Source organism: Mycobacterium mantenii (assembly GCF_010731775.1).
Lineage (GTDB): Bacteria > Actinomycetota > Actinomycetes > Mycobacteriales > Mycobacteriaceae > Mycobacterium > Mycobacterium mantenii.
The window spans coordinates 6051840-6072615 of the sequence record NZ_AP022590.1 but is presented as its reverse complement, the minus strand read 5'-3'; the positions used below and the strand labels follow the sequence as shown (position 1 = coordinate 6072615).

Annotated in this window: 21 protein-coding genes; 13 read left to right on the top strand and 8 right to left on the bottom strand. The window is 65.2% G+C overall.

What is annotated here, in order from left to right; genetic code table 11:
* The first annotated feature begins 95 nt into the window (after positions 1–95).
* From G6N50_RS28150 to G6N50_RS28140, 3 genes are all read left to right on the top strand, one after another.
* The gene (locus G6N50_RS28150; protein WP_083092895.1) at positions 96–1100 is read left to right on the top strand and encodes an oxygenase MpaB family protein; all 1005 of its coding nucleotides are present in this window, start codon (positions 96–98) and stop codon (positions 1098–1100) included.
* 72 nt (positions 1101–1172) lie between these two features.
* Positions 1173–1670 carry an RNA polymerase sigma factor gene (locus tag G6N50_RS28145; protein WP_232068849.1) on the top strand — a complete coding sequence of 166 codons (498 nt, stop codon included), beginning with the start codon at positions 1173–1175 and terminating at the stop codon, positions 1668–1670.
* Positions 1667–2281 (top strand): methylated-DNA--[protein]-cysteine S-methyltransferase, encoded by a 615-nt coding sequence (locus G6N50_RS28140; RefSeq protein WP_083092897.1) that lies wholly within the window; start codon positions 1667–1669, stop codon positions 2279–2281. The genes G6N50_RS28145 and G6N50_RS28140 overlap by 4 nt, the downstream gene beginning before the upstream one ends.
* Positions 2282–2327: 46 nt before the next feature.
* Here G6N50_RS28140 and G6N50_RS28135 read toward each other — a convergent pair whose 3' ends face one another.
* On the bottom strand, positions 2328–2729 hold the full coding sequence (locus G6N50_RS28135) for a DUF732 domain-containing protein (RefSeq protein WP_197748043.1): 402 nt from the start codon (positions 2727–2729) through the stop codon (positions 2328–2330).
* A 171-nt stretch (positions 2730–2900) separates the two neighbouring features.
* On the opposite strand from G6N50_RS28135, the gene G6N50_RS28130 reads away from it, so the two are divergent.
* The 3 genes from G6N50_RS28130 to G6N50_RS28120 all read left to right on the top strand — a co-directional run bounded on the left by G6N50_RS28130 (position 2901) and on the right by G6N50_RS28120 (position 7032).
* Entirely contained in the window at positions 2901–4358 is a 1458-nt protein-coding gene (locus G6N50_RS28130) for a phospholipase D-like domain-containing protein (RefSeq protein ID WP_083092898.1), read from the top strand.
* Positions 4359–4439: 81 nt separating this feature from the next.
* Entirely contained in the window at positions 4440–5303 is an 864-nt protein-coding gene (locus G6N50_RS28125) for a phytanoyl-CoA dioxygenase family protein (protein ID WP_083092899.1), read from the top strand.
* 166 nt (positions 5304–5469) lie between these two features.
* Positions 5470–7032, top strand: coding sequence for an LCP family protein (locus G6N50_RS28120; protein ID WP_083092900.1), 1563 nt, complete (start codon positions 5470–5472; stop codon positions 7030–7032).
* A gap of 7 nt (positions 7033–7039) precedes the next feature.
* Here G6N50_RS28120 and G6N50_RS28115 read toward each other — a convergent pair whose 3' ends face one another.
* Positions 7040–8602: a serine hydrolase domain-containing protein gene (locus G6N50_RS28115; RefSeq protein WP_083092901.1), complete on the bottom strand. Its 1563-nt coding sequence runs from the start codon at positions 8600–8602 to the stop codon at positions 7040–7042.
* A gap of 227 nt (positions 8603–8829) precedes the next feature.
* Here G6N50_RS28115 and G6N50_RS28110 point away from each other — a divergent pair, with 227 nt between their 5' ends.
* Positions 8830–9507, top strand: coding sequence for a M15 family metallopeptidase (locus G6N50_RS28110; protein WP_083092903.1), 678 nt, complete (start codon positions 8830–8832; stop codon positions 9505–9507).
* 27 nt (positions 9508–9534) lie between these two features.
* Positions 9535–10041, top strand: a complete 507-nt coding sequence (locus G6N50_RS28105) for a DUF2505 domain-containing protein (protein ID WP_083092904.1) — start codon at positions 9535–9537, stop codon at positions 10039–10041.
* A gap of 168 nt (positions 10042–10209) precedes the next feature.
* On the opposite strand, the gene G6N50_RS28100 is transcribed toward G6N50_RS28105, so the two are convergent.
* From G6N50_RS28100 to G6N50_RS28080, 5 genes are read right to left on the bottom strand one after another with little or no spacing between them, the layout of a single operon-like run.
* On the bottom strand, positions 10210–11412 hold the full coding sequence (locus G6N50_RS28100; RefSeq protein WP_083092906.1) for a cytochrome P450: 1203 nt from the start codon (positions 11410–11412) through the stop codon (positions 10210–10212).
* An 11-nt stretch (positions 11413–11423) separates the two neighbouring features.
* On the bottom strand, positions 11424–12302 hold the full coding sequence (locus G6N50_RS28095) for a TIGR03619 family F420-dependent LLM class oxidoreductase (protein ID WP_083092907.1): 879 nt from the start codon (positions 12300–12302) through the stop codon (positions 11424–11426).
* On the bottom strand, positions 12299–13129 hold the full coding sequence (locus tag G6N50_RS28090) for a TauD/TfdA dioxygenase family protein (RefSeq protein WP_083092909.1): 831 nt from the start codon (positions 13127–13129) through the stop codon (positions 12299–12301). The genes G6N50_RS28095 and G6N50_RS28090 overlap by 4 nt, the downstream gene beginning before the upstream one ends.
* A 3-nt stretch (positions 13130–13132) precedes the next feature.
* On the bottom strand, positions 13133–13456 hold the full coding sequence (locus tag G6N50_RS28085) for a hypothetical protein (protein WP_083092910.1): 324 nt from the start codon (positions 13454–13456) through the stop codon (positions 13133–13135).
* Positions 13453–14733 carry an aromatic ring-hydroxylating oxygenase subunit alpha gene (locus G6N50_RS28080; RefSeq protein WP_083092912.1) on the bottom strand — a complete coding sequence of 427 codons (1281 nt, stop codon included), beginning with the start codon at positions 14731–14733 and terminating at the stop codon, positions 13453–13455. Before G6N50_RS28080 ends, G6N50_RS28085 begins: the two co-directional genes overlap by 4 nt.
* Positions 14734–14835: 102 nt before the next feature.
* Between G6N50_RS28080 and G6N50_RS28075 the strand changes: the two genes are divergently transcribed.
* From G6N50_RS28075 to G6N50_RS28065, 4 genes are all read left to right on the top strand, one after another.
* Entirely contained in the window at positions 14836–15759 is a 924-nt protein-coding gene (locus G6N50_RS28075; RefSeq protein ID WP_083092914.1) for a LysR family transcriptional regulator, read from the top strand.
* A 23-nt stretch (positions 15760–15782) separates the two neighbouring features.
* A complete protein-coding gene (locus tag G6N50_RS28955; protein WP_169926935.1) occupies positions 15783–15941 on the top strand; it encodes a hypothetical protein in 159 nt (52 codons plus the stop codon).
* 90 nt (positions 15942–16031) lie between these two features.
* The gene (locus tag G6N50_RS28070) at positions 16032–16469 is read left to right on the top strand and encodes a nitroreductase family deazaflavin-dependent oxidoreductase (RefSeq protein WP_083092916.1); all 438 of its coding nucleotides are present in this window, start codon (positions 16032–16034) and stop codon (positions 16467–16469) included.
* 200 nt (positions 16470–16669) lie between these two features.
* On the top strand, positions 16670–17569 hold the full coding sequence (locus tag G6N50_RS28065) for a universal stress protein (RefSeq protein ID WP_083092918.1): 900 nt from the start codon (positions 16670–16672) through the stop codon (positions 17567–17569).
* Positions 17570–17597: 28 nt separating this feature from the next.
* On the opposite strand, the gene G6N50_RS28060 is transcribed toward G6N50_RS28065, so the two are convergent.
* On the bottom strand, positions 17598–18926 hold the full coding sequence (locus tag G6N50_RS28060) for an adenylate/guanylate cyclase domain-containing protein (protein WP_083092920.1): 1329 nt from the start codon (positions 18924–18926) through the stop codon (positions 17598–17600).
* A 175-nt stretch (positions 18927–19101) separates the two neighbouring features.
* Here G6N50_RS28060 and G6N50_RS28055 point away from each other — a divergent pair, with 175 nt between their 5' ends.
* Complete coding sequence (locus G6N50_RS28055; protein WP_083092921.1) at positions 19102–20742, top strand: FAD-dependent oxidoreductase; 1641 nt, start codon at positions 19102–19104, stop codon at positions 20740–20742.
* Positions 20743–20776 lie beyond the last annotated feature (34 nt).

Here is a 20776-nt window from a genome sequence, read left to right as displayed (position 1 = left end):
TACAGCCTAAGTCGACACGGCCCGGGTCTTGTCACACCCGTAACCAAAACTTTATTCTGGTTACAGCCGTGACCAGAAATGTCGAGGAGTGCGCTGTGTTTCTGCCACACCAGATCGTCGGGCAGATGATCAACAAACGGTTGGACGACAACATGCGGCGGTATTTCTTCCGCGGCATGGAGTTTGCCGCGCCGGTCGGCGATCCGGGTTGGTTCGGCCCCGACAGCGCCGTGTGGCGGGTGCATTCGCACTTGCCCGCGCTGATCTTCGGCCTGCAGTGCGCCGCCTTCATGGAAACGCTGGACCCGTCGATCTATTGGATGGGCATGCACCACTCCCGGCTGATCAAGCGAGACAGCAACGGAAACCCGATATCGCAAGTGCCCCAAATCGATCCCGAAGGCGCCGCGACCCGCCTCGGCCACTCGGTGGCGTTCTTCATCGGCACGGCATACGGGTCGACGGAAACCGCCGAACGCCTGGCGAAATCCGTTCGCGCGATGCACCACACCATCAAGGGCACTCGTCCCGACGGCGCCCGCTACGACGCCGACGACCCTGAATGGCTGCGGTGGAACTATGCGACCGTCGTCTGGGGCCTGGCCACCGCGCACGAGCTATATCACCCAATGCCGTTGCGCGGCAAGAAACTCGACCGCTACTACGGCGAGTTTGTCCGGGTCGGGCACGCGCTGGGAGGCACCGATCTGCCCACCACCAAGGCCGAGACGCTCGAGTGCTTGGAGTCATACTTACCGAAATTGGCTGTCACCCATGGGAAAGCGATGGGCACCGGCCCCAACGTCTCCATGCCGCAGGCGGCGGTCGACTGGGCCATCCGCGACACCATGCCGAAATGGGCGAAACAGATGCTGCAGCACCGCGACTGCAACATCGTCGAACGTACCGCCCGTCGCACCGCGGTGTGGTCGATCATCAACGGCATCAACGCCGCATCGGGACCGACCCCCGAGTTCCAGCAGGCGCAGGCCCGGGTCAAGGGGGGCACGACGGTCCCGCACACCCTGCCGACCTACGTGCTCGGCAGCGATCAGGTTCGCAGTCGCTCCGAGGTGGAGCGCAGCTTCCAGTCGGTGTAGTCGCTGCCGCTGCCGCGGATGTTCGACACTGGGGACATCTCACAAAGTCCCCCGGCGAAACGTCTACACAGCGTGACAGTCAAACGACCGTTTGAGGCGGTGGTCGTCGACCACGGCTCCGCCGTGCTGCGGGTCTGCCGGGCCATCGTCGGACCGGTCGACGCCGACGATGCCTGGTCGGAGACCTTTTTGTCCGCGTTGCGCGGCTACCCGGACCTGCCCGCCGACGCCAACGTGGAGGCCTGGCTGGTCACCATCGCGCACCGCAAGGCGATCGACCTCACCCGAGCCAGGGCACGGCGCGCGGTGCCAACCGACAAGGTCCCCGAGACCGGCGGCCCGGCGGCTCCCGGCAGGGACGACGACCTCGCCGCCGCGCTGGCCGGGCTGCCCACCAAACAGAAGCAGGCCGTGGCCTACCACTACCTGGCCGGCCTGCCCTATTCCGAGATCGCCGCCATCCTCGGCGGCAGCCCCGACGCCGCCCGGCGCGCCGCCGCCGACGGCATCGCCACCCTCAGACGCACGTACCGCGGCATCGCGACCGGCACGACGGGAGAACACCGATGAGCAACGAACACGAAACGGCCGTCGACCTGGCAAGGATCACCGACGCCACCGCCGACGACCTCGACGCACTGCACGCCCGGCTTGCCGCCGGCGCGCAACGCGACGGCATCCTCGACATCGCCTACCGCGTCGTCGACAGCCCGGTCGGCGCCCTGCTGCTGGCGGCCACCGAGCTCGGTCTCGTCCGCGTGGCCTACGCCAGCGAGGGACACGACACCGTCCTGCAAAGCCTCGCCGACAGGATCAGTCCACGCATTCTGCTCGCACCCGACCGGCTCGACACGGCCGCAAGGCAACTCGACGAGTACTTCGGCGCCAAGCGCCAGGAATTCAGCGTGCCGCTGGACTGGCGGCTGTCGGCCGGATTCCGCGCCACGGTGCTTCGTCACCTGTCCGAGATCGGCTACGGCCACACCGCGAGCTATGCCGCGGTGGCCAGGCTGGCCGGCAACCCCAACGCGGTTCGCGCCGTCGGCAGCGCCTGTGCCACCAATCCGCTACCGGTCGTGGTGCCCTGCCACCGCGTGGTACGCAGCGACGGCGCGATGGGTGGCTACCTCGCCGGCGCGGAAGCCAAACGCATCCTGCTGACCCTGGAGGCCGCGGCGTAACTCGGGTCGCAACGAATCCCGTTGCAGCAGAAACCGATAACGCCTCCTAGGCGGCGCCCGGCGTGAGGGGCGGAAGGTCGATGACCGGTGCTGGCTGTGGTGTCGACGCCGGCGTCGGCGCCTTGGTGACCTGTTGCCCCAGGTGCTGGGGGCAGTAGGCGCTGGCCGCGATCATGGTGAATTGGGCGGCGGCGTCCACCGTGAACCCCGGATTGCTCGACGACACGCTCTTGATGACCTCGACCTGGGGACTGCCCTCGTCCATCAGTTGGCACGCCCTTTTACCCACCCCGACGGCGGCGGCGGGGTCCTGATAGGTGATGCCCGCTTGGTTGAGCGCGGCGATGAAGCTCGCATCGGGTCCCGAAGTGCCGACCGGGTCGGCGTACGCCGGCGCGGCCACACCGATGAGGGCGGCGCAGCCGGCAAGCACTACCAGCATTCGCATGGCTTCATCCTCATATAGATCGCCTCCGTTGTCCTGCCGAGCCCCCGGGCTGTTCATAACCGCAAGTCGAGCCCGTTGTGGCCCTTCCTCACGAATCCTGGCCCACGGCCGCGATGTGGTACACAGTGGCTATGCCCGCGCTGCCCCATCAACATCGTTGAGAGCCCCGGCGTGCACGACGATCGACTTCTGACTCCCGGCCAGACCTGCTGGCGCACGGCACGTGCCGACAAGTTCGCGCCCATCATCGACGCGGCCGACTACTTCAAACACGTCAAGGCGGCGATGCTGCGCGCCCGTCACCGACTGATGCTGATCGGCTGGGATTTCGATTCCAGGGTGCTGTTCGAGCGGGGTGAGAAGACCCTTCCAGGGCCAAACCAGCTGGGCGCCTTCCTTTATTGGATGCTGTGGAAACGGCCGGGGCTGGATATCTACCTACTGAAGTCGAATCTACGGCTGCTACCGGCCTTCGACGGCATCTGGTTCGGCCTGACACCCGTGTCGCTGCTGAACCAGATCAGCAGCAAACGAATGCACTTCGCCATCGACGGCGCGCACCCGATCGGTTCGGTGCATCATCAGAAAATCGTGGTCGTCGACGACGCGGTGGCGTTTTGCGCCGGCATCGATCTCACCCTCGAACGATGGGACACCCGTGCCCACCAGCATGAGAATCACCACCGCCGGACGGCGGGACGCGGCTACGGCCCGCGACACGACGTCGGGCTGGCGGTTGACGGCGCGGCGGCACGGGCCCTGGGCGAGCAGGCGCTGGCCCGCTGGCAGGCCGCGACGCAGCAATCGTTGTCGCCGGTCGAGGCCAAGCACAGCGCCTGGCCCAGCAAGCTGGCGCCGAGCCTGCGCAATGTCGACGTAGGGATTGCACGCACCGTGCCGCGGCTCGGCGATCGCCGGGAGGTCCGCGAGGTCGAGGCGCTCAACCTGGCCGCCATCGCGGCCGCGCGCGGCACCATCTACGCGGAGAACCAATACCTGGCGTCCCGCACCATTACCGAGGCGCTGGCCGCGCGCCTCCGGGAAGACGACGGGCCCGAAATCGTCATCGTGCTCGCGCGTAAGGGCAATAACCCGCTTGAGCGGGGAACCATGGACAGCGCGCGCCACCGGCTTCTCCAACTGCTGTGGGAGGCCGACAAGCATGGCCGGCTGGGCGTCTACTGGCCGGTGACCGACGGCGGTGCGCCGATCTACGTCCATTCCAAAGTGCTGGCGGTCGACGATCGGCTGCTGCGCATCGGCTCCTCGAATTTCAACAACCGCTCGATGGGGTTCGACAGCGAGTGCGACGTCGCCATCGAGGCGCAGCCGACGAATTCCGAACACGACGACCTGCGCCACGAAATCACTTCGGTGCGAAACGAATTGGTGTCCGAGCACCTCGGCGTTGCGGTGAGCGAGCTGGAAGAGGCGATCGACGAACACGGGTCGGTCCTGAAGGCGGTCGAAACTCTTCGGAGGGACGGCAAGACGTTGTGCCCATTCACCGAGCGCACCGTCGCCGACGAGGCTGGCCCGCTGGCCGAGAACGACCTGATGGATCCCGACCACGTCCCACGGTCGTTGACGCGCAGCGTCCAGCGGTTCATCACCGGCCTTCGGGGTTGACCGGTCGGCGATTTGGGTATGGGTTGCGGCGAACTCGGCTTAGTGTGGGCAGAAGCGCCAGTGGACTAAGGACGAGCACCAATGAGCATCGACGACGAATCCGTCACCACGCTGGAGGACCTCCGGGGCGACCTGGCGCAGCGGTACAGGCGGACGCCGACCGGTGGGAGTTCGGTGGACAGCGCGATCGTCGAGGCCGACATGGCGGCGCTCGATCGCAACGGCTACGTCATCTGGGAGAACCTGCTCAGCGCCGAGCAATGCTCGCAGATCCGTGACGTTGTGCGCCCGTGGCTGGGGCACACCGGACGCAATTCCTTCGAAGGCCTGCGCACCCAGCGCATCTACAGCGTGCTGAGCAGGACCCGGGTATGTGATCCGCTGGTCGACGCTCCCCGGGTGCTGGCGGTGCTCGATCGCCTGCTGATGCCCAACTATCTGCTTTCGGCGTTGCAGGCCATCAACATTCAGCCCGGTGAGGCCGCGCAGCTGGCGCACCACGACGACGGTTTCTACCCGATACCACGGCCCCGGGCCCCGTTGGCGGCTGCCACGATCTGGGCGATCGACGACTTCACCGCCGACAACGGCGCCACCGTCGTCTACCCGGGTAGCCACCGCTGGGGCAAGCGCCGGCCGGGCCCCGACGATCAGGCGGTACCCGTCGTCATGCCCGCGGGATCGTGCGTCTTCTTCGTGGGAACCCTGTGGCACGGTGGGGGCGCCAACAACACCGGACACGAGCGCCTCGCCGTCACCGCCCAGTACTGCGAACCGTGGCTACGCCCGATGGAGGCCTTCACCTTGTCGACATCGCGCGACATCGCGCGAGCGGTTTCCGATGACATTCGCCGGATGCTCGGCTACAGCATCCACCCGCCGTTCGTCGGCAACGTCGACGGCCTACATCCCTTGCGGCTGTTGGAGATTGAGCCGGGACCGTAGCGGTCGGCCGATTGCTGAAAAGGCGGAACGCCCAATCCCCGGTTTGAAGCACCGCTGCCTGGCTATTCTCAGTTCTGTCATGACGCGTCGAGCGGGCCCGCCCGGCGAGCAAGAAGAAGTTTCGTCGACGGCCGGGCCCCGGAATCGCCTGCACCGCAACCATAGGATGGTGGCCGGTGCCAAGGTGCTGGCCGCGTCGATATCGCTGATCGTGGTGGCGGTCCTCGGCATCGCCTGGCACGCCTACCGCAGCGCGTCGGCGGGCATCACCAGATCCGAGGCGTTGGCGGGAGAACCCGCGTCCACCGGAAGCGATCAAAACATCCTGATCATGGGCCTCGATAGCCGCCGCGACCAGCACGGACAGCCGCTACCCCCCGACATCTATGACGCGCTGCACGCGGGCAACGAGGATTCCGCTGACGGCGATTCCGACGCGCTCATCATCGTGCACCTACCCGCCGGCGGCGGTCCAGCCACGGCGATCTCGATCCCCCGCGACGACTATGTCGATCTGGCCGGATGCCCGACCTCGGATTGCCGCGGCAAGATCAAGGAGGCCTACGCCTACGCCTACCAGCGCGTGATGGCCGGCCACGGCTCCGCCGGCTCGCAGCCGAATCCGAGGCCGTTGCAAGGGCAAGACTCGACGGCCAAAGAACAGGCGGCGCGGGAGGCGGGCCGCACGGCCGAAATCAGCACCGTCAAAAGTCTTCTGCAAATCCCGATCGATCACTTCATCGAAATCACCCTGGCCGGGTTCTTTCAACTCGCCCGGGTGGTCGAACCGATCACGGTGTGCCTCGCCGCGGACACCTCGGACCGCTACTACTCTGGCGCGGACTTTCATCAAGGCGTGCAACAGATCACCGCAACTCAGGCGTTGGCCTTCGTTCGGCAACGCCGCGACCCCAACGACGCGGCGTTCACCGACCTTGATCGAAGCAGGCGCCAGCAGGCCTTCATCGTCTCGGTGGTCAGTGCGATGCGCCGCGGCGGGACGTTGTCGGACCCCACCAAATTGCACGCCGTGTTTAACGTCGCCGAGCAGAACGTCGCCGTCGACGTCGGCTTCGACTTTGACGAATTCGTTCGTAATGCCTTGGCATTCCCCCAAAGACCCATGGCGCTGTACACCCTGCCGGTCATCAGTTTCGGCGAGCTCTCGAACGGTGCCTACGTGAACTTCATCGACATACCCACCATTCGCTCCATCGTGCACAACCTGGTGGGCGCCGATTCGTCGACCGCGCCCTCGAGCAGCAGCCCCACCACGGCGGCCCAACCGGACGGCGGTGCGCAGAGCACCCCCGGCAGCATCGCGCTCGATGTGGTCAACGCATCGGGCCGGGAAGGCGAGGCCACGAATGTCCAAATACTGTTGGCGACTGGGCAATTCAGTGAAGGCAAGGTCAGCACCGCCGACTCCACTGCCGAGACGAGCACCATCACCTACGGACCCGGCGCGAAGGTAGCCGCCACCGAGCTCGCCGACAAGTACGACATAGCGGCGACCGCATCCGACGGCGTACCCCGCAACACGGTGCGGCTGACCGTCGGGACCGATTTCTCCCGATTTGACCGCGCCCGCACATACTCATCGGATTCGACGACGACGACCGCCGCGGCACCGGTCACCACGGTCCCGGCCACCGGCGCCGGGGCGCAGGAACCTGCCGTCACCAACCTCTCGCGGATGACCGCCGACGGCATTCCCTGCGTGAAATGACAAGGAGCTACGGCTTTTTCCGCGGCGCAGGCGTCGAGATCGAGGCCGGTGGCGCCGCACCGTAGAGATGCAGGGCCTGCGCCGCCGCCGTCGCCACCGCACCTCTGAGCTTCGAGATCGGCGGGCTGCCGCGCAGGTGGATCGAGTTCGAGAGCAGAATGACGTACGTATCCGAGCCTGGGTCCATCCACAACGTGGTGCCGGTAAACCCGGTGTTGCCAAAGCTTCCGACGGGAAAGACCCTCCCGCGCGGTCTGGAGTAGGCCGTGTCGATGTCCCAGCCAAAACCGAACAGGCTTTGCCCCTCGATCGCCGGATACGTTGGAACGTGAGCTTGTTGGGCGGCACGGTTGGCCGCTTCGACTTGTTCGGCGGTGTGGCCGGGCTGCTGCGGAGTCGTCATCAGCTCGAGAGTTTCTTGCCCCAAAGGGAACTCACTCGTGCGACCGGCTAGCCGATCAAGCAGCGCCTGCGCAAAGATGCCGACATCGTGCGCCGTCGAGAACACGCCGGCATTGCCGGCCACTCCCCCCATGCGGCGCGCGGTCGGGTCATGCACCGTACCCCGAAGCAGGGCATAGAAATCCGGATTCTTGCTCGGGTCGTCCCTGCTTTCCTCATCGCGCGCCGTCGGTGCGATGCGCGCCAGAATACCCGTGTTCCAGGTCCCCGCGGGACAAGGCTCACCGCCCGTCGGCGCGGGGGCCCACGCAACCGCGGCGCCCCGCACCACGTGTGGGCCACACGCTTTGGCCGCAGGGAGATAGCGGCTGTCTTGCAGGCCAAGCGGCGCAAAGACATTGCGCTGAACGTAGGTGTCTTCAGGCTCGCCCGTGGCCTTCTCGAGCAGCGCGCCCAGCAGGATGTAGTTGATGTCGGAGTATCGGAAAAGCTCGCCCGGCCCCGACTGCAGCGGCGTGGTGAGAGCCCGATGCACACCCTGCGCTTTGTCGGGTGCACCCAGACCCCACGGATCGCCGAGGCTCACGTCGATCCCCTCGCCCGAGGTGTTGGTCAGCAACATGCGGACGGTGACCTTCGCCCGCCGTGGATCGTTCGTCGCGTTGAAGTCGGGCAGATATTTCTGCACCGGATCGTCGAACGCAACCTTGCCCTGCTCGTAGAGCTGCATGATGGCGACCGCCGTTGCGAGGCACTTCGTCAAGGACGCCAGGTCGAAGATGGTGTCCTCGGTCATCGGCTCCGCAGGTGCGGGTGATCCGTCCAGGCCCGGTTCGCCGGCCAGCTTGCGCGACCCGTAGGCCTGGTGAAAGACGACCTTGCCGCCGTGCCCGACCACCACCACGCCACCCGGCAGACCGTCCGCGGCGATCGCATCGTTCATCAGCTTGGAGACGGCCGCGAACTCGGGTGCGGGAGCGGGTGCGGGAGCCGCAGCCGGCGGGGGTGCGGGCGCGGACGCCGGCTGCGGTGGGCGGTCGGTGACCGGTGTGTGCGTCGTAAAGGCCCACGGGGAAGCCGCGACGAGGGCAAGCAACACAACGGCGACAACAACCGTCTTGCGAAGCGGTGGTGGCCAGGACTTCCACCTGCCCCTGACTACCGGCATACGGCAAGGGTAAGTCGACGGACCCGCGGCACGCACTATGCCTTTCAGATTCGGCGCAAAGCGGCTGTTGCGCACCAGGTCCCAGGGCGCAGCGAGCAGTCGCATAATCGAATGTGCAAGCGTTGGCGTCGGACCTTGCTCGCGACACGTGGTCGCGGCGGTCTGGCCAGGATGGAGCAAGCGGTGAGGACTCACCCCCGTTGACCTCCGGCAGGCGGTGGGTTGCCATGCTGGCGGGCGCCCTGGCGGCCGGTGTCGTGTCGACGCAGTGCACCGCCGCGCCGGCACCCCCCGCGGCCAGGCCGACGTCGGCCGCGTCGTCGCGGGCCGGCCCGCCGCCGGCGCCCGCCGCTGGCAACGTTCGTCCGGTCACCGCGGCCGAGCTCGGCCCGAGCTGGCGGCCGGGCTGCCCGGTGGACCCTGCGCAGCTCCGACGAGTCGAGGTCGACCACCTCGGATTCGACGGCCAAAGTCACCGCGGCGAGCTCATCGTGCACCAGGACCTGGTGCCCGAGGTCATCGCGATCTTCGAGCGGCTGTACCGCCTGGGCTTCCCGATCGAGAAGATCCGCCCGGCCGACCACTATCCGGGCGCCGACGATGAGCTGTCCATGCAGGACGACAACACGTCGGCGTTCAACTGCCGGGGCATTCCCGGAAGCGAGCACTGGTCTCAACACGCCTACGGTCGCGCCATCGACCTCAATCCCCGCCTTAACCCGTGCGTCTACGCCACCGGCACTTTCCAACCGCAGAATGCGGCAAACTACCTGGACCGCAGCCGAACCGACCCGGGACTCCTCCACGACGGCGACCCAGCCATACGCGCCTTCACGGACCGCGGGTGGAAATGGGGTGGCCATTGGGCGGCGCCCATCGACTATCAGCACTTCGAGCGCCCCTGAACCCGGCCTCTGCCACAATGGATCGGTATGTCTCGCTCATTCGACGTCTTGACCGAGTCGCCCGCCACTGTCGAGCAAATTCATGCCGCGTTCACTCGTGAGGACTATTGGCTGGCCCGCATCGCGGCCGGTGCCGCCGACACCACGCTGAATTCGCTGGAAGTCGACGCCGAAGGCACGGTGACAGTGCTCACGACCCAGCACCTAGGTCGTCAGCTCCTACCCGGGATGGTCGCCAAATTCGTCAAGACTGACGTGAAGATCGTGCAGTCCGAGACCTGGCGACCCGACGGTGACCGCCAGGTGCGCGGGCAGGTCAGCGTCTCGGCGTCCGGCGGATTGGGGTCGGGCCGTGCCGAGACTTGGCTGGCGCCGACGGACGACGGCGGCTCACAACTTCGCTCCGCCTTCATGGTGGAGGTCAAAATCCCGCTGTTGGGCGGCAAGCTCGAGAAATCCATCGGAGCCGGATTGGCCGAGGGCATCCCCGAAATGTTGCGCTTCACCACCACGTGGATCATCGAAAACGCCTGAGGCTCAAAGCGCCGATCGCGTCCTAAAAAATTTCAGGGCCGGAAGTAAACAAACGGCATCACGAAGCGGGACACGGCATTACGCTCCCTCACCTTACCCCGAACGTGTCGACAAGCGACCACTCCCACGGTGACGAGTTGGGAGTAACCACTGAGTGGCGCGGTGTTCCTAAACGTGGGCCGGCATGCTGTCCCAGCCCCGCACGGCCGAAGACGACGAGAACACCGCGGCGTCGAGGTCGGCTTCCCAATCGGGGAAACGATTCATGATCTCGTCCAACGCAATTCGTCCCTCGATCCGCGCCAGTGCATTGCCGAGGCAGTAATGGGCGCCCACCCCGAACGTCAGATGCTGGCGCGGCACCCGCGTCACGTCTAACGTTTCGGCGTTATCGCCGAACCGCCTTTCGTCACGGTTGGCGGCTCCGATCAACGTCAGGATCGCACTGCCTTCGGGCACGGTCGCGCCGTGGAATTCGATGTCTCGCGTCACGTACCGCGCCGCTTGCAGTGCGGGCGGCTCGAACCGAAGTAGCTCCTCGATTGCGCCGGGCAACAGCGATCGGTCGGCAACCAATTGCCGGCGCTGATCGGGATGCTCGGACAGCAGCTTGCCCGACCAGCCGATCAGCCGCGTTGTCGTCTCTGAGCCCGCGACCGCAACGACGTTCATGAACATCAGCAGCTCGTCGCGATGCAGCTTCCTCGTCACACCGTTCTCGTCCTCGAACTCGGCGTTGAGAAGCTCCGTCGTCAGATCGTCGGCGGGATGGTTTGTCCGCCAATCGATGAAGTCGGCGAAGACCTCTCCGTCGGCGAGCTTGGCGTCGGTGTTGTCGGTCATTCGTCCACCACGCTTGGTCCGGACGAACTTCTCGCCGTCCTCTTGGACTCGCCGCTGGTAGTCCTCGGGGATTCCGAACAGCATGCCTACCACACGCATCGGCATGATGGCGCCGAGATCCTGAACGAAGTCCAGCCGGTCGCCGCCGACCAGCGGATCCAGGCAGCGCTGCGTGAACTCCCGGATCATCGGTTCGAGGGCGTTGATCTTGCGCGGCGTGAACGCGCGGGAGAGCAGGCTGCGGTGGATGTCGTGCACGGGTGGATCTTCGAAGATGAGTAGTCCTGGCGGAATTTCGATTCCGGCCTTGATGATCTCCAGCACCACACCACGCGCGGAACTGAACGTCTGATGGTCTACCAGCGCCCGGTTGACGTCATCGAACCGGCTCAACGCATAGAAGTCGTGTTCGGAGTTGTAGTACAGCGGCGCGTTCTCACGGATGCGCCTGAACATGGGATAGGGATCGGCGTTGAGATCGACGTCCCACGGGTCGTAGTACAAGTCGTCGGCAGTCCTGATGGTCATGACATTCCTATCTACTGCGTACGCACGTGCGCGCCGAAGGTTTCACGATGCAATTCGATCAAGGCGTGGAGTTGCTCGAGGTAGTGCTGCAACGAATGGTGAGCGAAGCGGGCCGAGAGCGTGGTGGTGCCGCCGTCGGCCAATTCCCGCAAGATGTCCTTCGTCGCTTCGGGTTTCCCGGCCGGATCGAGGGGTTGTTCGGCCGGTATCACCACCTCGAAATCCGGGGGAAGCTCGAACTGCTGCAGCCATTCCGCCGCGGTGTGGATCGACACGTAGTACGGACACCAACCGTCCGCGAGGGTGACCGCCCGCCGTAATGAGCGTCGGGTCCGTCCACCGACCCAGATCGGCATATGCGGCTGTATCGCACAGGGATCCACGGTCAGGCCGCCGAACGAGTAGAACTCACCGTCATAGGCCGGCTTGTTGCTCGGCAAAGCCGCTCGCAGCGCCCGCAGGGCGTCATCGCACCGGGCCCCGCGGTCGTCGAAAGGCGCACCGAGCAGGTCGAACTCCTCCCTGAGCGAGCCGACGCCGACGCCGAGGATCACCCGCCCACCACTGACGTGATCGAGTGTGCCGTAGCGCTTCACGATCGCCAGCGGATGGTGATATCCCAACACCAGAGTCATGGTCGCGAAGCGAATCCGCGTCGTGCGCGCCGCGACATAACCGAACGTGGCCAATGGGTCCCAGTAGCGTGCTCCGCGCCGAACGGATTCGGTGGACGGGATGCCGATGTGCTCGCTGCAGGTCATGTGGTGATAACCGAGCCGATCCGCGACCTCCGCAGCCCGGCCGATGTCCTCGATGCCGGCGTCCTTTTCCCACTCCAGCGGTGCCCCAGCGACATTGGTGACGACCGGGGTGGCAATCCCGAGTTTCACAGCAGGGGCTCTTCACCCGCGAGAATGGTTCGGTGCATCAGGCGGCCGCTGTCCACCGGATACGGCAACACCCGGTGCATGGTGCCGGTGTTGTCCCAGACGAGCAGATCACCCGGCTGCCAGACATGCTGATAGACGTACTGCGGCTGGGTGGCCCAATCACGAAGCCGCGCAAGCAAAGCGCGGCTCTCCTCCACCGGAAGCCCGATCACATAATCGGAGGTTGCGCCCAATAGCAATGACTTACGGCCGGATTGATGGGTCCACACGATCGGGCACGCCTTGGTCGGCGACTTCTGCCAGAACGCCACCTCGTCGTAACTCATCTCCGGGGTGACGTAATACTGCGAGCGCTCCGCGCTGTGCACGACGCGCAGCTCCGCGATCGCGTCCTTGTCGGCCTGCGGGAGGTCCTCGTAGGCCGCGTATGTGTTGCAGAATTCGGTCTGCCCTCCGGTTTCGGAGAGCCGCACCGCGCGCAGCAGCGTGGCCAAATTCGGTAGGGGCTGCAGGGAACCGTCGAAATGCCAGAACATCGAGCCTTTGAGGTATTTGGCGCGCTGATTCACCTTCTCGTCGAGGGAGATCTTGTTGATCCCACCCTCGCCCTCGTTGGCGACCAAAGTACCGAGGGTCTTGGCGATGGCGACTTGCTGCTCGTCGCCGATGTCCAGCCCGCGGAAAAACACCACACCGCGCCGCTCGAGAACGTCGCGAATCGTCGCAGCCTCGCGCCCGCTCAGCAGCGTCTCGAGGTCGGTCCTGATTTCGCTGCCGATTCTCGGGGTGAGGTCGACGATCTCCAGCTGTGCAGAAGTGAGTCCCATGGTTCAGCTGACTCTCGTGAGAATGGTGTTGGCCGAATGCTTCACCCGCGGCTGCTTCCACAGTTCGACCGCCAACGAGACGGTGATCAGCGAGTAGAGCAGGTTGCGCAGATTGGCGACGTCGTCGGGCAGCGGCTCGGAGTAGTCGAACTTGTCGATATAGGCCACGGCCTCTTCGGCGTGCGGAAACACCTCGTCGTAGAAGGCCTGGATTTCCTCCATGGAGCTGTTGACACGTTTGACGTAGCGCTGGTGGCCGTCCTCGATCGCCCACTCGGGCACCAGGTGCTCGAGTTGCGAAAACTCCTGCGGCAGAACCCTAGTCATTGCTGGGCCGCCGCTTCGCCGGCCGCGACGTAGTCACCGACCACTTTGTGCAGGTGGCGCAGCAGGACTTCCTCGTCGTTCATCGTGAAATGCGTCAGGACACCGCTGTTGAGCATCGCCTGCAGACCCTCCGACGGGCTCGCGTCTTCGAGGATGATGTCGTTGAGGAAGGTCACGGTGAGCTCCTGGCCGAGGCGCTCCTTGTGCGTCTTGGGCGGGGGATAAAACATCTCGACCTCGAACAGGTGCGAGTGCGGGCCGGTCGGCCAATGCGTGTGCGTGCTGAAACCGGACGATCCGAAAATCACCACGAAGTTGGGGAAGAACTGGAAGGAGTCGAAGCCGTATTTCTCCGATCGGGTGGGATTGAGCCCCGGCGGCATCGGACCGCGATCGGTGCGCTTGGTCCAGGGCCCCGCAGCGCTGGCTTCCATCACGCACTCAATGGGCTTGGAGTACGGCGTCTTTTGCGATGGCTCACCGGAGAACGAGAACATCCGGTGCGGGCCGCTGAGTTGGTAGGCCAGCGCGTCGGTGAATGGGTTCGGCTGGTCGAACGCATCTCTGGCCTCTGCGGTGAGAGCGCCGAACGACGACGCATGCAAGTAGGGCCCGTGGTAACTCTCGGCGAAGCTGTCGACGAAGATCTTCCAGTTGCACTGCAACTCGGCCGAGAATTTGTAGACCCGATGCGGGCCGTCGAACGGATAACCCTCGATGCCATGGGCCAATTCGCCGAGAAAGGAACGCAGGGGCTCGGTGTTGTTCGGATTGAGGTTGATGAAGATGAAGCCTTCCCAGACCTCGCACTGCACCGCCGGCACCCGGCAGCTGTCGGCATCGAAGTCCAGCAGCAGGTCCTTGCGGGTGGCCGAGTGCAGCGATCCGTCCAGCTTGTAGCGCCAGCCGTGGAAGCGGCAGTACAGCAACGGGGCGCGACCCGACACCTCCTGGAACGGGTCGTCTTCCCACAACATCTTGTTGCCACGGTGTGGGCAGATGTTGTGGAAGGCGCGGATCACCTGGTCCTTGCCGCGCACGATGATGATCGAGGTGTTCAGGAACTTGAGCTCGCGGGTGAAGTAGCTGCCGGTGCGCGGAACGCGTTCGACCCGCCCGACGTACAGCCAGGTCTTCTTGAAGACGTGCTCGCGTTCTTTCTCGTAGAACTCCTCGGACACACAATCGTCAAGCGACACCGGGCCGCGGCCGAGCTCGGGGTATGCGTCGGTCCAGTGCCCGCTCGGGGGCTTGGCGACGGCGATGGGCTGATTCATCCCGGGTACCTCCCTACCTGGTGCGGCCGACGCTAGCAGCTGGGGGGACCCCCAATAAGGTGTACGAACGCAACACCCTGTTGCATACTTGGAACGCAGCCCATGGAACAGAATCTGCCCTTCGACCTCGATGCCCTGCTGGTGTTCGGCAAGGTGGTGGACTGCCGCAGCATCTCGAAGGCGGCGACGGCGCTGGGCATGCCCAAGTCGACGGTGAGCCGGAAGCTGACCAAGCTGGAATCCGACCTGGGCATCAAGCTGCTGCGGAAGAACACCCACCAGCTGACGGTCACCGATATCGGCGAGCAGATCTACGACCACGCGCTCAATATCTTGACCGAGGCCAACGGCGTCCGGGCGCTGGTGGAGGGCAGCAGGCAGGAGCCACAGGGTGAGCTGCGGGTCGCGATACCGGTAAGCCTGGGCATCGACTATGCATCCAGGGTCGGGGCCACCTTCCTTCGGCGTTACCCGAACTCGCGCTTGGACATTCGGTTGGTCGACAACATGGTCGACCCGGTCAAAGACGGTTACGACGTCGTGTTCGGTCCCGGGCCGCTGCAGGATTCGACACTGATCGCGCGCAAGGTCTTCGACCTGAACCTGTTCCTCTGCGCCTCAACCACTTTCGTGGGTCAACTGCCGGACCCGATCACCGAACCCGCGCAGTTGAACACCCTGCCGTTCATCGACTTCGGGTTCTGCGGACCGCAAAAGCTGGCGGTGACCAAACCTAACAAGCGATACGAGCTGTCGCCACGAGTGCGCGCACGGGCCAACAACTTTCAAGTGTGCAAGGAGTACATTCTGCAGGACCTCGGCATCGGCGCCATGCCCACGCAGATCATCTGCGCCGAGGAACTGCGCGAGGGCACCATCGTGCCGATCCTTCCCGAATGGACGGTGGAACCGCTGGCGGTGCACATGATCTATCCCTTCGAGCTCTCCTTCTCCACTCTGATCAGCGCCTTCTATGACACCGCCTGTGAGATCATCGTCGAGAACATCGCCCGAGCAGAGACTTAGAGCTCGTAAGAGACAATTGCCTCATGGCTAGCGAACCCCCACCTTCACGGCCGGCCGAGCCAAAACCGCCGCGGGAACGCGTCACGCCCGAGGACTTGGAGAGGTTCGGCGACGAGGAGCAGGCGCGCGAGGCATGGGACGAGCGCCGGCTCCGCGACGAGCGACCGCCGCACCATTACTAACCCGCCGCACTGTGACCCGACTGTGCGAGCGGAGCGCGCTTCAGGGACAGTACTGGAAAAGCCCGACGCCGCTGAGTGAGACTGGTAGCCATGAGTTTGGTGGAAAGGGTGTTCTCGCAGGTGCTGCGGGTGCACGACACGGTCTATCAGAAGACGAACGGCTGGATCGGTCACCGCACGCTGTGGATACCGAGCCTGCTACTGCATACCGTCGGCGCGAAGACCGGTAAACAACGCACGACGTCGCTGACTTACGCCCGCGACGGTGACAACTATCTGATCGTCGCCTCCAAGGGCGGTGCGCCCCGGGCTCCTGGCTGGTACCACAACCTGAAGGCCAATCCCGACGTCGAGATCAACGTCGGCCCAAGACGTCTCGCTGTCACCGCACGACCGGTGCTGTCCGGCGATCCCGACTACCCGCGGCTATGGCAGATCGTCAACAAGAACAATCAAAATCGCTACAACGAATACCAGAAGAAGACGTCGCGACCCATCCCCGTCGTCGTCCTGGCGCCGAAAGGCTAGAACGCCGCCACCGATCCCATGTCCACTGCCAGATGCGGTCCATGTCGGGAGATTAAGCGTCCGTCGGGCTGCGGCAAAGGACCCTCGGCCTGCACTCGATGCCTTTGGTCCTTCGGCTTGCATCTCTTCGGCCCTGACAAATGAGGGCCGCCCTGAGCGATCCTGCCGGTGGGCACATAGCCGATCAGAAACGAGCTGGAATGGTGCAACCACCGCGTCGCGGGGTCGTGGTAGGTATCGACGGCTCGGCAGCGGCACTGGGCGCTGTGCGGTGGGCGGCCCGTGACGCAGCGCTGCGGGATGTGCCGCTGACCATGGTCCATGTCATCGATGCCTCCTTACCGGAGTGGTTCGAAGTCGCCGCGCTGGGGAGCTTCTGCCAATGGCTGGAACGGCGGGCGCGCGGTTTCCTCGACTCGGCGGTCAAGGTCGCCGAGGAGAGCACCGGCGATTGTGGCCCGGTACAGATCCACAGCAAGGTGTTTCGTTCGGCCACCGTCCCGACGCTCATCGACCTGTCCAGACAGGTCGAGATGGTCGTGGTCGGCTACCGGGGGTATGGCGGCGTGCTGGTCCGCAGCTTCCTCGGCTCGGTGAGCTCGGGACTGGTCTACCACGCGCATTGCCCAGTCGCCGTGATCCACGACGAGAAGCCGCTGATCAGCAATGTCGCTCGAGCGCCGGTCCTGCTGGGCATCGACGGCTCGTCCGCGTCGGAGGCGGCGACTGCGGTCGCATTCGACGAAGCGTCACGACGGGGTGTCGGTCTGATTGCCCTGCACGCCTGGACGGATCTGCGGATTACCGACTTCAAAGAGGCGTTCCCGAACTTCGATTGGGATGTCGGGCTGTCCACCGAGGAAGAGATGCTTGGCGAACGGCTGGCGGGTTGGCAGGAGCGCTATCCCGAGGTGGGGGTCCGTCGCAGAATCGAAATCGGTGAGCCCGCGCATTGGCTGATCGAGGCATCCGAATGGGCGCAATTGCTCGTGATCGGCAGCCACGGCCGGGGCGGCTTCGCCGGCATGATGCTGGGCTCGGTCGGCGCGGCGGTGGTCAACAGGATCAAGGTCCCGGTGATCGTGGCTCGTCGTTCCTGACAGCGTCAAGAGCCGTCGTTATCCGATGTCAGCCCTCGACGGCGAATAGCCCCCACTCACCCGCCACACCCTTGAGAACGTGCTCGCCGCGAGCGGCAAAGCTGAGCCCCGACCCGGCGACCAGGTCGACGACGATGCGCGAGACGAGCACCTCGCCCGGCCCGGCGGCTGCCGCCACACGCGCTGCGATGTGGACAGCGATGCCGCTGATGTCGTCGTCGCGCAGCTCGACCTCGCCCGTGTGTACGCCCGCCCGCACCTCTAGACCCAGGCTCCGCAGCACGTCGCGGATCGCCATGGCACACCGGATCGCGCGGGCGGGTCCGTCGAACCGGGCGAGGAAGCCGTCGCCGGTTGTGTTGACCTCACGGCCCTGGAAGCGTGCCAGCTGGCGCCGTACCTGGACATCGTGCCTGCCGAGCATCTCCTTCCACCGCTGGTCGCCAAGCTCGACCGCTCGCTTCGTGGAGTCGACGATGTCGGTAAACAACACCGTCGCCAGTACGCGTTCGGCCACAGGCAGCGGCCGGACGCCGGTGAGGAACTCCTCGATCTCATCGAGAACGGTATCGGCGTCGCCTGTAAAGAACAGGTGGTCGGCGCCGTCGACCTCGACGAACTTGGCTTCGGGGATGCGGTCAGCGAGGTAGCGACCCATCTCGAGCCGCACCATCCGGTCGCCGCGCCGATGGAGCACGAGCGTCGGCACCTGGATCGCGGGCAGCACGTCGCGGATGTCCAGCTGCGGATAGAGCGCGAAGATGTTGCGCACCATGCCCGGGCTGGCAGCCACCCGCTGCAGCCGCGCCCACCACCGCCGGAAATCGGCGTCGCCCCGCCGGCTCGGAGCCCACGCACCCAGCCCGATGCCCTCACCCCAGCCCTTGGCACTCACCTCGACCAATGCCGTCAGCTGCTCCTCGGTGACGCCAAGTGGGTAGTCAGTTGCTCGGAGCAGGCGGGAAAACGTGCCGTAGAGGATAAGCGCATTCACGCGGTCGGGATGGCCGGCAGTCATCAGCACCGCCATCGTGCCTCCCTCGGAGACGCCCACGAGGTCGGCACGTTCACATCCGGCCGCGTCCATGACGGCGCGCAGGTCATCGACGGACTCTTCCAACGTTGGCGCGTGCATCACCGGATCCGAAAGGCCCGTGCCCCGCTTGTCAAAGGTGACGACGCGGCGAAAGGACGCGAGCCGCGAGTAGAAGTGAACGACTGACGGCTCCTCCCACATGATGTCGAGGTGCGAGATGAAGCCGGGCGCGACGACCAGGTCGGGCCCTTCTCCGGTCACCGAGAACGCGATGTTCAGGCCGCCGCTCTTGGCATAGTGGACGTCCGGCGCGACGTTCATGGTCGAACCATACGCTTGCCTGGGCCCAGGTGTTCCGTCCCGACATTTGGGGCGGATGCCTCATGTGCCGCCATGGCTGTGCGGTGGACGATTTCTGTATCGAAGAATTTCGACCCCACACGCGAAGCCGCTCTCGTGAATCAGCGACTCCCGTGAAAGGGATTGGGAGGCAGTCATGTTCACCATCGAAGAGCTGGCCACAATTCCACTCTTCTCGACGCTGGGGGACAAAGAACTGGAGTACCTTGCCGGCGCCGTTGAGGACATTCACCTCATCGCCGGGGAGTACGTAGGCCACGAGGGCGAAGGAAGGTCCTTAGCGATCGTGGTCGAAGGCAAGGCCGAGTTGACGAAGCTGGTGAACGGAGTCGAGCAGGTGATCGGCGTGCGGCTTCCGGGCGAAGTCGCAGGCGAGATCCCGATGACACTCGGTACGTCGTTGCCCGCCAGCATGCGAGCCGTCGAGCCATCGCGCGTGCTGAAAGTGACGGTCGAGGAGTTCCACACGCTCGCCGCCATGGCGCCCCAAGTCTCCGAAGCGGTCGGTGCCGCGGCGCTGCGGCGCATGGACATGCTCAGAAGCGCCACGGCCAGCCCCCGCGAGCCCGCCATGTTCGTGATCGGCCCGCGCGTCGACCCGGGAGTGCACGCATGCGACACCTTTCTGCATCGCAACCAGATTCCTTACGAACGCCTAGATTCAGACGACCCCGCAGCTCTCGAACACACCGGAGGCAAACCCGCCGCCTATCCCGTGGTGGTGCTGCGGGACGGCACCCAGCTGGCCACCCCGACGATGCGGGCGGTTGCCACGGCCGCTGGACTGACGGTCGAACCGACCCGGAGAAACTACGACGTGGTGATCGTGGGCGGCGGCCCGGCGGGCCTGACTGCGGCGGTCAACGGCGCCTCCGAGGGTTTGCAAACCGGACTGATCGAATCCTTCGCCCCCGGCGGGCAGGCCGGCACCTCAACCCGGATCGAGAACTACACGGGATTTCCGTTCGGCGTCTCTGGTGACGACCTCGCGACGCGGACGCTGCAACAGGCGAAACGGCTGGGCGCCGAAATCGTCGTGACGCGTCAGGTCGAAGGCATCGATCCCGCCGAGATGGCAGTCACCCTCGATGGTGGCGACGTTCTTCGGACGAGGTCGATCGTGCTTGCGATGGGTGTGGAATGGCGACGCCTGCGGCTCGAATCGGTCGATCGGTTCGTCGGCTCCGGTGTCTACTACGGCGCGGCACGCAGCGACGCGGGTCTGGCGCAGGGCAACGATGTGTATCTGATCGGTGCGGGCAATTCGGCCGGCCAAGCCGCCGTGTTTCTCTCCAACCACGCCCGATCGGTCACGCTCGTCGTGCGGGGCGAATCGCTCGCCGAGAGCATGTCTGCCTACCTCATCGAGCAGATCGCAACAAAAGCCAACATCCGGGTGGAAACCCGATCCGAGGTTGTCGCCGCGCACGGAGACGAACAACTCAAGGAGATCGAGGTGATCGATCGAAGGACCGGCATCACATCTCGGCGCGGCGCGAGGGTGCTCTTCGTGCTCATCGGCGCCGAGGCGACGACTGATTGGCTCCCACCACAGATCTCGCGCGACGAACACGGCTTCGTGTTGACGGGAACCGATGCGATGAAGGCGGGACCGTGGAAGCCCGGACGCGAGCCGTTCGGCCTCGAAACGAGCGCCCCGGGCATCTTCGCAATCGGCGACATTCGCTCGGGATCAGTGAAGCGCGTCGCGGCATCAGTCGGTGAAGGCGGCACAGCGATCGCCCTGGTGCATCGCTACCTGCAGCTCCCCCACTAGGGGCGGCTGATCTGCCGGCGCATCAGGGTCGGCA